The following is an 11,965-nucleotide window of genomic DNA, read 5'->3' on the forward strand; positions in this document are numbered from 1 at the left end:
GCACCAGCAACTTTTGCTGCAGAGGAAGGTGTTATTGATACAGGAGATACGACGTGGATTATTGTAGCAATGGGGTTAGTACTCTTTATGCATGTCCCAGGTTTAGCGCTATTTTACGGCGGCTTAGTAAGTGAACGGAACGTTGTCTCAACGTTAATGCATAGCTTTGTTAGTTTAATTATCGTAAGTATCGTTTGGGTACTATGGGGTTATACGTTAAGCTATGGTGCAAGTTTAGGTGGATTCATTGGTGGCTTGGATTATTTAGGAATGAAAGGTGTCGACGGCGCAGCATATGATGGCTTAACGATTCCGCATTATTTATTTGCAGCGTTACAAATTGTTTATGTCGCAATCACAGTAGCAATTATTTCAGGTGGTATTTCAGGGCGTATTTCATTTAAAGCATGGATTCCGTTCTGTGTATTATGGCCAACAATTGTTTATGCACCTATGGCACATGCTGTATGGGGTGGTGGATGGTTAGCACAAATGGGTGAGCTTGACTTTGCAGGTGGTACAGTTGTTCATATTACATCTGGTGTAGCGGCCCTTGTAGCCGCATTAATTATCGGTCCACGTAGACGCCGTAACGGTGAAAAGCCGCACAATATTGTATTCTTCTTATTTGGTGCAGCAACGTTATGGTTCGGCTGGTTCGGTTTTAATGGTGGTAGTGCGCTCGCTTCAGGTTCATTGGCATCACTCGTTATTTTAAATACACATGTTGCAGGTGCAGCGGGTGGTTTAGGATGGCTTGTTATTGAGTGGGCACTGACGAAAAGACCGACACTTGTTGGGACAGCAACGGGTGCGATTGCAGGGCTTGTAGCAATTACACCGGGATCGGGGTTTGTAACAATTCCTTCCGCTTTAATCATCGGTTTCTTAGGTGCTCCGGTTGCATATTTCAGCATTAAATTTATTAAAGCAAAATTAAAATACGATGATACATTAGATGCATTTGGTGTACATGGGATGGCTGGTATTTGGGGTGCTGTTGCGACAGGGTTATTTGCAACGACTTCTGTAAATGAAGCAGGTGCAGATGGTTTGTTTTACGGGAATCCAGAACAAATTTTGCATCAATTAACGGGTGTCGGCGTATCAATTGCTTTAACGGTCGTTGGCACATATGTTGTATTGAAAATTATTTCAATCTTTACACCACTTCGTGTATCAGAAGAAGAGGAAATTACAGGTTTAGATATTAGTACACATAATGAACCTGCTTATAACAAATATGCTGATGACGAAGAAATTGCTCCTTCGTTTATGAAATCATAAAGAGCAAAGCGGCGAGTATTTATTACGCGCCGCTTTTTGTAGTTGTCGAAGAACCGTTACTCGCAATCATTTAGGTTGCAGGGTGGCGGTTCTTTTTCGTTCAGGGTGTTGCCCCGGTATAATAATATAGAAGAAACTTGGTAATCATTCGTTAATAGAATAAAAAAGAGGATGGAATGCTATACAGAGAGAAGGATTGGAAGTAATTGTAGAAAGCATCGCTAACTTTGATGGTTTTTCAAAGTATCATTACCATCGCATTTTTCAAAAAGAGGTTGGCGTAACTGTATCTGAATATATTCGATATCGAAGAATTGCTAACGCAGCTAACTTATTACTTTATACGGATGAAAAGATAATCGATATTGCCTTGTATTATCGCTTTGAAACACAAGAATCATTTATTTGATAATATGAGTGATCGTCCAATTGTAGGAGATTCTGAATGGAATCATTACTTCATCGTCTTAGATGTTCCTGAAAATAGTGCGGTTATCGCTTTTGGTGTTTTACTTTCAGGAAATGGGCAAGTATGGATAGATGAACTTAAATTTGAGGAAGTGGATGACCGCATACCAACAACGAATATTGATTTTACACGTGACCTCTTAGACGAGCCTACCAATTTATCTTTTGAGGAGTGAGAGTAGATGGTGTTGAATCTTTTAATGGCCTTTATAAAAAGTTTTTTGCATATGGGAAGTGTGAAAATGGTACTTATCCTTTGTTTCGTAGCTGGAATAGTTTATTTAATGAATAAAGGAAAAGAACGAGTGGAATGGAGATAAACATGGATGAAATAAACAAAGAAAACTGCTAGTAAAGAGAAGTTCTCTTTGTTTATTTATTCTCATTCATTAGCCAGTTAGTAAAGATTTTTCAAATCTTCTGCCAACTTTGAACTCCGAAGTTTTTTTTGACGAATGAAATCCTTCATTTCATCTATGCTTTGATAGGAGAGTCGAATATGGTAGTAGTTGATATATTCAATGATTGCGAAAATATAAAGAAATATAAACCAATAAAAATGAAGTGGAAATACAATTAATTGATATATCATGATAATTATGCCGATTCCTATTAGGAAAAGGTTCAATCTCTTAAACAATCTAAAAATTCTTAGTTGACGATAAGGCAAATGAGAATAATCTTTGCGTTGGACTTGTTTCCACTTAAGAAACCAATAATAACTGCCTTGAAGTAAGATAAATTCTAATAAAGCAAACGCATATAAAGAAGAAAAGGACGTTAAGTAGGGGCCTGTCCATTTAAAAAGTTGGAGATACATCATCCATAATACAGCAAACATAATCGTAGCAAATAATTCACCTGTGAATAAATTGAATAACTTTTTCTGCACCTTTTTTTGCATCTAATTCCCATCTCTCATTATTGATTATTACCATTTATACGTTTTTAATGACGGATAAGTTTCATATTCTTTCAGTTTTGTGGGGCTGGGGAGTTGATGAACTTGGACTGGAGCGGCGAGAGTTCCTGCTCTTGATTATAATTCAAGTTTTGTAAGTATCTTCTTTATGCAGAGTTCTACTCCTAATAATCCTTCTATACATACCATTTAACATAATAGAGGAGTCGGATTGAACAGATAATTGATTAGTGAAAGACTTAGTTAATGTTTCAAAACGTAATCCAATATCAGTACCCAGTATGGAGATGATAGGCCGTATTATTTTTTTACAGGAGATAATTCTTGGTTCTTAGGAATATAGGGAACTTCCTCAGTATTTTAATTGTTTATAAGGTAAGGAGGTGGGAAATTTGGAAGGTATGGAAATCTATAAAAATTTTTCGGTATTTTTCAAAAACTTTTTAGGCATAAAAAAACAGCGAACTGAAAGATATGTCCACTGATTTTACATAGAAGATACATCTGTACTAAATATCGCTTATCCTGTTCCCTTCTTTTTTAAATATAAAAAGACCTTCGTTATAAACGTTGCAAGAAATAAGATCAGTAAATAATTTAAAAAAAGATAAAAGTAATTCATACCTTTATTAAGTTGTATAAAATCCAATAGGACTAACAAGGGCTTGAAAACAAAAGAGAAAAAGGCACTCAAAAGAACACCATACAGTAGTATATTTTTTTGATGATTTAGACACCATTGGTATAGCAGCATGAAAGAAACTGGGATTAGTGATGCATCTAACGCAAAATTAACAGGTAAGACGGGTATTGCCTGAAAAGGGTAAACAACATGTGCAGTCCTCATGGCTATAGCGTCAGAATATGTAAACCAAGTATGAATATTAAAACCAAAGAAACCTATATGAAATACTTTTCTTTTATCAATACAAAAATAAATAATGATAAGTGGAACTATTAACATTAGTACGACTCCCCAAAAATGCCATGTTTGCATGTTGGAGAATTCCTTCCAGTACTCCACCCACATTTTAACAACTTTGTCTTGTTGACTGATTATTTCATTTAATTGTTTTCTTTGTTCACTGGTCATAATAAGTCCCACCTTAATGTAATTGACTTTTCCATATCATTCCCAAATTAAAACTTTTTATCAAGGTCGACTAATTTAATCCTTTTATAATTAAATTAACCCCTCTGACTGGTTCTCGTGCAAAAATTCCAAGATACTTGCAAGTGATCTTTAAATCTTGGACATACTGATACTAGTACTCTAAAAAAGGGGCATGATCGTATAAAAAATCAACATTTATTCAAATGGAAACATTATCAGCCTGACAGTATTCTGTTAACTGTAAGATGGTATCTACGGTACAACCTCAGTTTTCGTGATTTGGTGAAAATGATGGAGGAATGAAATCAAAGGTGATGAGAGATATGCCCCATCCACTATATTGACAAAATATTAATCTACTACTAAAATTAAAAGTATTCGGAAATAATACTTTAAAATAATAAGCAAGCTATGATTGCTATGGATCACACTATAGCAGGAGCGGCTTCTGGAGAGACCGTGGGAATTCCACGGCGCCGAAGGGTTCACAATCTCAGGCAAAAGGACAGAAGAGTATTGAATATGTATTTGTTGTGCTAATCGTTTTAGCATAACAAGTGCTTATTTATTATTCTTATTCTTATACCTATACCTTAGAGATTGGAGGACATCCGATCTCTTTTTTTATTGTTTTCGTTTCACATGTAAGTTTTTATTAAGGAGGCGCCATTATGGCACAACATGAATTAAAGAGGGGTTTATCAAATCGGCATGTTCAACTTATCGCGATTGGAGGTACTATTGGTACTGGGTTATTCTTAGGATCCGGCAAAGCGATACAACTAGCAGGTCCGTCCATCATCTTTGCCTATTTAATCGTAGGTCTTGCTATTTTTTTTGTGATGAGGGCGTTAGGAGAACTTTTGCTGTCTAAAGCAGGTTATCAATCGTTTACAGACATTGCCGAAGACTATCTTGGACCTCGTGCAGCATTTGTAACCGGATGGACATATTGGTTTTGTTGGATTATGACAGCTATGGCTGATGTGATTGCTGTTGGAGTATATGTACAATATTGGTTTGATATCCCGCAATGGATACCTGCCATTATCTGCTTGATCATTTTATTAGGATTCAATCTATTAACTGTAAAGCTTTTTGGAGAATTGGAGTTTTGGTTTGCATTAATAAAGGTCATCACGATTCTCGCATTAATAGGCATTGGGATTATTTTGCTGGTGATGGGATTCAAGACAGATGCAGGAACGGTTACGGTTCAAAATCTTTGGGAACATGGAGGGCTTTTTCCAAACGGAATATCAGGCTTCTTACTTTCATTCCAGATGGTGGTCTTTGCCTATGTGGGTGTGGAATTAGTGGGTGTATCGGCAGCGGAAACATCCAATCCAGAAAAAAATATCCCATCGGCGATTAATAAAATTCCTTTAAGGATTCTACTTTTCTACGTTGGCGCACTTGTTATCCTATTGTGTGTTAATCCATGGACAGAACTAAGTGCAGCAGAAAGTCCTTTTGTAAAAACGTTTAGTCTAGTAGGGATTCCAATTGCCGCAGGAATTATTAATTTTGTCGTATTAACTTCAGCTGCTTCTGCTTGTAACAGCGGGATGTTTTCTACAAGCCGAATCCTGTTTAATTTAGGGAAAAATGACCAAGCTCCATTACATTTTGCAAAACTGAATAAAAATCACGTACCAAGTAATGCGTTATGGATATCTGTGCTTGTCTTATCAGTGGGAGCTCTTTTGAGCAAACTTATACCGGAACAAGCTTTTGGAATCGTGACAACTATTAGTGCAATTTGTTTTATTTGGGTTTGGGGTGTTATTCTCATTTGCCATTTGAGATACAAGAAAACACGTCCGCAATTACAGGCAAAATCCAAATTTAAAGCACCATTCACACCATTTATTAATTACGCTGTCCTAACGTTGTTTGCCATGATTCTCATCATTATGCTGGTTGCTGAAGAAACAAGACCGGCCCTTTTGTTAACACCAATTTGGTTTATTCTATTATTTACTCTGTATTCAAATCGTAGAAAAAAGGAAAAAAATATAAAATTATCTGCTTAGAAAAATAAGGGAGCGTTCTTAGTTTAACGAATGGGCTTGAATTGTGACAAGTATCTGTTTAAGGGGGCACCGCAAGGCCCCCTTAAGGCTTGCTAATGGCTACAAAAAGGTAGGGCTATCTAGAGGAAGTATGATTCTCGTACCCGGAGATGGTGGTTATGGTTCAATGTCGGTATCAAATCAGTATGGAGAAAGTGATTCTGCTGTAACACTTGAAGATGCTGTTCTTACACAAGACCCAACATACTCTGACTTAGGATATGCAAATGTAAAATATGTAGACTATGATCAACAAAAAGTAACAGAAAATAAAACAGTTAAAACTACAAAAACAACTTATAGGGTGACTGCATCTACACCAGCATATACTAAAATCTATGTAGCACCAGTTAAAAATGGTATTACTTTATCTGAATACAATAAGCTAGTTTCGAAGGCTCGATATGGATTAAAATAGAATACAGACAAGTAGTTAGGATTTAAATAGAGTTATGTAATCAATAAAAAAAGACATATTCAGGATTGGGGACTGAATATGTCTTTTTTTATTTTGCTTAAACTTAGGGGATTTTGAGAAAATTTTATTTATTTGCATTTATGTCCAAATTCATCTGTTTTAGGATGTGGTCGTTAAAGGCGTGTTAGCCGTTTTAGTAATTTGGCTGCATTTCTAAATCTTTAACTGTTACATTTCTTTGAGCAAAAACTTTTTTTGCGATTTTTAGAGCATTCAAGACACGTGGGAAGCCTGTATAGGGAATCAAGTGCACGATTGTTCCAACAATTTCTTTTGGAGTTAATCCAATTGTAATTCCTACGTTGATATGCAATTCCAATTGTGGCTCCGTACCTAGAGTTACAAGAGAAGCGATTGTGGCCATCGTTTGTTGTTGTTTAGTTAAGCCCTCTCGTGAATAAATATCTCCAAAAGCAAATTCAACAATAAAACTTTCTAAATCAGGTGCAAGGTCTTTAAAGGCTGCTACAATATCCATGTGTGTTCCAATTTCCTTGTTATCTGTTACAGTAATCTCATTTATAATATCTAAACCTCTTTGGTAACGATTTGTTTCCATGTTATTTTCCCCCTGCTAAAAATCATTTGTATTTGACAGAAATAACTATAACGCAGCTTTCATTATTCGTAAAATACATATAACTCATGTTATGTATTCCTTTTAATCATTATAAAGAGGTAATTCAGCTGAAATATATTTGATAAATTCACGAACTGCAGGTGAAATGTGTTTCTTTTTTTTGGATATCAATCCCAAATCCCAAGGCAAGCTTGGGTTATCGATGGGAATCGCCTTGATTAAATCTTGATCGACTTTTTTTGCCATGAGTTTAGGGCAAATTGAAATTCCTAAGTCTTCGCCAATCATTTCACTAATAAAACCCCACTCAGAAATTTCGTAAGCAATTTTCGGACGAAAACCGGCTTTTAGACATTCTTGAACAATAAGATTATGAATAAACTCTTGCTTAAATAGAATAAAGGTTTCGTTTTGTAATTCTTTTATTTCAACCTTTTTCCTATGCGCTAATGGATGGGAATGATGGACGAAAAGCGACAGTTCTTCGCAAACAAGGGGGACAACATCAAACTCCTTTTCATCCACCGGTAGCATAACCACACCAAGATCTAATATTCCGTCTTTGACTTCCTGTTTAACCTTTTTTGAATCATCTTCAAAGATTTTTATTTTGATATCGGGGTACAGATTATTGAATCCCTTAATAATTTTTGGGAAAAATAAAAAACCAATTATTGGTGGTATACCGATTTTTATTTTTCCTTTTTTTAAGTTCATTAAATCATATAGGTGAATAGATAAATCATTTAGCGATTCCATAATCGTTTCCCCTTCCGCCAAAACGATTTCACCTGCTTCCGTTAATTCAATTTTCTTTGCGGAACGGTCGATAAGTTCTACATTTAATTCTTCTTCCAAGCTTTTGACTACTTTACTTAGTGTAGATTGTGACAAGTGGAGGGATTTAGAAGCTTTGGTAAAACTTTTGTATTTAGCTACTTCAATAAAGTAAGTGAGGTGACGTATGTCCATTAATTCAATCTCCGATCTATGAAAAATATATATAATTTGTGTTTATTTCATCTATTTTAGTCACTCTAATTTGAGATGTACATCAATCATTTTCAAAATAGATTCCTTTTATTTCTCTTAAAATACTGGCTTGTGGGATACCCAAGCAAGAACTAATTACTTGAATTTCTTTTTAACTTATTATGATAAAAAGGACTACGTATTATGAATTATATATATTTTACGAATATATGAATTTTACGTTATAGTAACTTTGTCATACAAATTACAACTTAGGAGGAATAACACGAAGGAGAAATAAAGCGCTACCAAATAGGTTTAGATGTTGTAAAGGAGTATACTTTACCAGATAGTAAGGGAATTCCAACACGTTTTATATTGTAGACGGCCAAAGTGTAAGAGGGAGGGCAGGGAGTCCGTTGATGGATATATCCAATCCCGACTATTGACGATTTTAATGAAAATCCTAAACTAAATAGTTTCGAGTTCAGAATACTGAATAAATTTATATAATGACTTAATATCATCTCGAATTAGAGAATTGTGAATCCGTAGTAATTCGTTTTGAAAATTAAGAAATAGATTTTAGAAAAAATGTGAATTTTCAGGGAGGCGGTTGCTTACTTAATATCCAAAACAACTAGAGAATAAGAGGTGAATTAGAATGGATATGTTAGGTATATTCGGGATATTGTTAGGTATTTTAACTATCATTCTCTTTATTGTTAAAAAATTTAATATCATAGTTGCTGCACCCATAGCCACGATTGTCGTGTTGCTGTTTAACGATATAAATATATTAGAGACCGTATTTGGTAAAGAGAATTCTTATATGGCGGCGCTTGCGGGGTTTGTTGCATCAAATTTCGCTATATTCTTATTAGGTTCTATATTAGCGAAATACATGGATAAAAGTGGGGCAACGATTTCCATTGCAAATAAAGTATTGTCGGTGGTAGGAACCAAGAATCCGTACAACGCATTAGTGGCATTATTTATTATTTCTGCCCTTCTTACTTACGGCGGTATTAATGTATTCGTCATTATTTTCGCATTAATTCCAATGGCTAGACCAATATTCAGAGAACTTAATATTTCGTGGAAACTAGTTGCCATTCCAGTGTTTGGTGGGACTTCAACCTTCACGATGACGATGCTGCCTGGGGCACCTTCATTACACAATGTTGTACCGTCAACGGCTTTGGGCACTACATTAACGGCTGCGCCGATGATCGGAATTGTCACTTCCATTGCAGCGATAGTTTTCATACTAGTATTTATGAAACTCTCTTTGTCCAAAAGTTTGCGTAAAAATGAGACGTTTAATGTGAATGAGAAGGATGAAAGTAGTAGTACTACATCTGAGCGTGAGCTTCCATCATTCATTATCAGTTTACTGCCAATCATCGTGTTATTAGGAATAATATTACTATTTAGTTTTGTAAGTAACATCATTATTGTCGCTTTAATTGTTGCGATTCTATTGAGTGCTATATTATTCCGTAAACAAATTGCTAAGCAAAAAGAGGTATTAAATCAAGGTGCTACCGAATCGGTATCTTCTACAATAACAACTGGTAGTACGATTGCATTTGGGAGCATTGCTACAGGTGTTCCTGCGTTTAAGGGTGTATTCCAATTGATTCAATCAATTCCTGGACCTCCTGTACTCTCATTAATGATTGGTACAGGTATTATTAGTGGTATTACGGCTTCTGCTGTTGGAGCAATTGGTATTGCTGTTGCGAATTTTGCTCCATACTATTTGGAATTGGGACTAGATCCGGAAACGGTTCACCGTGCAATTGCAGTCGGATCTGGAGCTCTAGCAATTGTTCCTTACTCTGGATTCTTGATTATATTTAACAATTTAGCGGGATTAACGATGAAGGATACGTTCAAAAATGCATTTATCAGTATAAGTGTTACTTCCTGGGTCGCAATGGCCGTTATCGTAATTATGACAATCTTGGGTTTAACTTAAACTTCTAACTGTAGCAAGTTTTCATACTTGCTACGAATTATACAACTATAACAAGGCATCAGGAACTTTATTCTAAAGTTTTTCATGTGATAGATTTGATTACTATGAAAAAAGATATATAACAATATTGGAGGAATTGAATATGAGTAAAAAAATTGGATTTATCGGATTAGGAACAATGGGCTTCCCAATGGCAGTTAACTTAAAAAAAGCTGGTTTCGAAGTAATCGGTTATGATGCATTTAAAGGTGTTTACGAAAAAGCAGCAGCAGCTGGTATTACAATGGTAGAAACTTTAAAAGAAGTGGCTGAACAAGCCGACGAAGCGATTATCTCAATGGTTCGTGACTATGCTCAAAATGTTGACGTTATTTTTAGTGAGGGCGGTTTATTATCTGCACAACCTAAAAATAAAACAATTATTGTTATGAGTACGCTTGCTCCTGATACAATGAACGAATTAGGCAAAAAAGTTGAAGAAGAAAGTGAATTAACATTAATTAGTGCTGCGGTAAGTGGTGGTGCTTCAGGTGCTCAAGCTGGAACATTATCAATTATGACTTCAGGTTCTGAAGAGATCGTGAAATCTTTCATGCCATACTTTGATGCAATTGGTTCTAATACATTCTACTATGGCGCTGAAGCTGGTAACAGCCAAGTAGCAAAATTAGTAAACAATATGATTTTAGGTGTTAACATGAACGCTGTTGCAGAAGGTTTAAAATTAGGCAAACATTATGGCTTACCAGAAGAAGAAATTTTAAATTTATTAAAAGTAAGTACTGGTGACAGCTGGGTAGTAAGAAACTGGAGTGATATTTCTGAGTGGACAGCTGAGACTGCTTTATCAGTTCTACTTAAAGACTTAATTGCGACTTACAACGAAGGCGTTAAACATAATGTATCTATGCCATTTAATGCATTATCATCTACACAATTATTTAATTCTATGGGTAAAGAGAAACCAAAAGCCTAATAATTAGTTACCACTTAATTGGTTGATTATACAATCTCTCTAATAGGAAAGCGTTCTGTGTTGAACAGAATGCTTTCCTTATTTGTTTAGAATTTTTGGCTTATTTTACCGGCCTTGATTGTATGTGGAAGGAAGTGCACATATCTTTAACCGGATTATTCTTGATTAATCCTCACTTCACGGCCTTCTGCAATGTTTTAGATAAAAGATTGTGTATTTTCTTTACAGTCGCATTGGCCAAGCCCGCGTTTAACTTTTGAGTATACAATTGATCGATACCATACGCTGTAATTTTAGACAAGGGGATAGATTGAAAGTAAGGGATTAAGTGAATACGTACAATCGTTTCTCCGACTTCAAAAGAAGACAGTTGTACTTCATGCTTACCATATGTGGTACAAACAACAAGGTTAAAGTTGCGGTAAGCTGTACCCATTCGCTGTTTTACAGCGGAGATAATTATTGATTAGAGGTTTTGAATGAACTTTCTCGAAGTAAAAATAGGGATGTTAGGGATTTTAGTTTTTATAGCTTAAAGAAATTACATGTGAGACTTAACGTGTAAGGTTGTAGTATATTTTTTAACAGAGATACGAATGAGATATGAGTATTATGTAGAGTAGGTGTCGTTTTGGAATATGTGATGGATTTAGTATCCCTGCTTGAGAAGAAAAAAGTAAAGGTAACTGAAATACCTAAGTGGGGAACGTATTTAAGAAAACAATGGGAAGATCACTTTGCCAATCATCTTAGTGATAAAGAAAAGAATTCTATTTATCTTTATGATGAAGATGGCTGCTGTGGCTACCTATGGCATGTATTTAGCTGGGAAAAAAAGCAGTGCTTAAAAGAAGAACAAGCGGATTTAGCATTTAACAAAGAATCAAAGAAATTTTGTTATGTTTTTTATCAGCATTCTAATGATGCGTTAATTCTTGAAAAGGCTTCGTCTTTAAATGCAGATGATTTTCTAAATGAAGAAGATGTGTATGTGGTAGATAAGGAATTCAAATGGACTTATATGAGAACTCATGAAACAGGCTGGTGCGGTCCTTATTTTAGTAGAAAAGATAAAACAATTTAAAGTTATATAGAGGGTGGAGGGGATC

The 11,965-nt window shown here is 35.3% G+C and carries 12 protein-coding genes, 2 pseudogenes and 1 riboswitch; of the genes and pseudogenes, 9 read left to right on the forward strand and 5 right to left on the reverse strand.

Going from position 1 to position 11,965, the window contains the following annotated elements; all coding sequences use genetic code 11:
• The first annotated feature begins 33 nt into the window (after positions 1 to 33).
• The 3 genes and pseudogenes from D1953_RS15085 (at position 34) to D1953_RS21340 (ending at position 2,075) form a co-directional block, all read left to right on the forward strand.
• Positions 34 to 1,287: an ammonium transporter gene (locus tag D1953_RS15085; protein WP_425454283.1), complete on the forward strand. Its 1,254-nt coding sequence runs from the start codon at positions 34 to 36 to the stop codon at positions 1,285 to 1,287.
• 181 nt (positions 1,288 to 1,468) lie between these two features.
• Positions 1,469 to 1,931 (forward strand): annotated as a pseudogene (locus D1953_RS15090) (helix-turn-helix transcriptional regulator).
• A 6-nt stretch (positions 1,932 to 1,937) separates the two neighbouring features.
• On the forward strand, positions 1,938 to 2,075 hold the full coding sequence (locus tag D1953_RS21340; RefSeq protein WP_182480626.1) for a hypothetical protein: 138 nt from the start codon (positions 1,938 to 1,940) through the stop codon (positions 2,073 to 2,075).
• Positions 2,076 to 2,152: 77 nt separating this feature from the next.
• Here D1953_RS21340 and D1953_RS15095 read toward each other — a convergent pair whose 3' ends face one another.
• Both D1953_RS15095 and D1953_RS15100 read right to left on the reverse strand, forming a co-directional pair.
• On the reverse strand, positions 2,153 to 2,659 hold the full coding sequence (locus tag D1953_RS15095) for a hypothetical protein (protein ID WP_119118012.1): 507 nt from the start codon (positions 2,657 to 2,659) through the stop codon (positions 2,153 to 2,155).
• Positions 2,660 to 3,197: 538 nt separating this feature from the next.
• Complete coding sequence (locus D1953_RS15100; protein ID WP_119118013.1) at positions 3,198 to 3,770, reverse strand: hypothetical protein; 573 nt, start codon at positions 3,768 to 3,770, stop codon at positions 3,198 to 3,200.
• A 201-nt stretch (positions 3,771 to 3,971) separates the two neighbouring features.
• Here D1953_RS15100 and D1953_RS15105 point away from each other — a divergent pair.
• From D1953_RS15105 to D1953_RS15115, 3 genes and pseudogenes are all read left to right on the forward strand, one after another.
• Positions 3,972 to 4,091: pseudogene (locus D1953_RS15105) on the forward strand (IS6 family transposase); the annotation flags it as partial.
• Between the two features lie 138 nt (positions 4,092 to 4,229).
• A riboswitch (glycine riboswitch) is annotated at positions 4,230 to 4,310 on the forward strand.
• 152 nt (positions 4,311 to 4,462) lie between these two features.
• Positions 4,463 to 5,827 (forward strand): amino acid permease, encoded by a 1,365-nt coding sequence (locus D1953_RS15110; RefSeq protein ID WP_119118014.1) that lies wholly within the window; start codon positions 4,463 to 4,465, stop codon positions 5,825 to 5,827.
• A gap of 130 nt (positions 5,828 to 5,957) precedes the next feature.
• Complete coding sequence (locus D1953_RS15115; protein WP_119118015.1) at positions 5,958 to 6,284, forward strand: hypothetical protein; 327 nt, start codon at positions 5,958 to 5,960, stop codon at positions 6,282 to 6,284.
• 193 nt (positions 6,285 to 6,477) lie between these two features.
• Here the strand turns inward: D1953_RS15115 and D1953_RS15120 are convergent, their stop codons facing one another.
• Both D1953_RS15120 and D1953_RS15125 read right to left on the reverse strand, forming a co-directional pair.
• Positions 6,478 to 6,903, reverse strand: coding sequence for a carboxymuconolactone decarboxylase family protein (locus D1953_RS15120; protein WP_119118016.1), 426 nt, complete (start codon positions 6,901 to 6,903; stop codon positions 6,478 to 6,480).
• A gap of 102 nt (positions 6,904 to 7,005) precedes the next feature.
• A complete protein-coding gene (locus D1953_RS15125) occupies positions 7,006 to 7,896 on the reverse strand; it encodes a LysR family transcriptional regulator (RefSeq protein ID WP_119118017.1) in 891 nt (296 codons plus the stop codon).
• 664 nt (positions 7,897 to 8,560) lie between these two features.
• Between D1953_RS15125 and D1953_RS15130 the strand changes: the two genes are divergently transcribed.
• Together D1953_RS15130 and D1953_RS15135 are read left to right on the forward strand one after the other, a co-directional pair.
• Positions 8,561 to 9,880 (forward strand): GntP family permease, encoded by a 1,320-nt coding sequence (locus D1953_RS15130; RefSeq protein WP_119118018.1) that lies wholly within the window; start codon positions 8,561 to 8,563, stop codon positions 9,878 to 9,880.
• 142 nt (positions 9,881 to 10,022) lie between these two features.
• Positions 10,023 to 10,856 (forward strand): NAD(P)-dependent oxidoreductase, encoded by an 834-nt coding sequence (locus D1953_RS15135; protein WP_119118019.1) that lies wholly within the window; start codon positions 10,023 to 10,025, stop codon positions 10,854 to 10,856.
• A 172-nt stretch (positions 10,857 to 11,028) separates the two neighbouring features.
• Here D1953_RS15135 and D1953_RS15140 read toward each other — a convergent pair whose 3' ends face one another.
• Entirely contained in the window at positions 11,029 to 11,292 is a 264-nt protein-coding gene (locus D1953_RS15140) for a tyrosine-type recombinase/integrase (RefSeq protein ID WP_119118020.1), read from the reverse strand.
• A 207-nt stretch (positions 11,293 to 11,499) separates the two neighbouring features.
• Here D1953_RS15140 and D1953_RS15145 point away from each other — a divergent pair, with 207 nt between their 5' ends.
• The gene (locus tag D1953_RS15145; protein WP_119118096.1) at positions 11,500 to 11,940 is read left to right on the forward strand and encodes a DUF4275 family protein; all 441 of its coding nucleotides are present in this window, start codon (positions 11,500 to 11,502) and stop codon (positions 11,938 to 11,940) included.
• Positions 11,941 to 11,965: the final 25 nt, after the last annotated feature.

The organism is Peribacillus asahii, assembly GCF_003570725.1.
GTDB lineage: Bacteria > Bacillota > Bacilli > Bacillales > DSM-1321 > Peribacillus > Peribacillus asahii.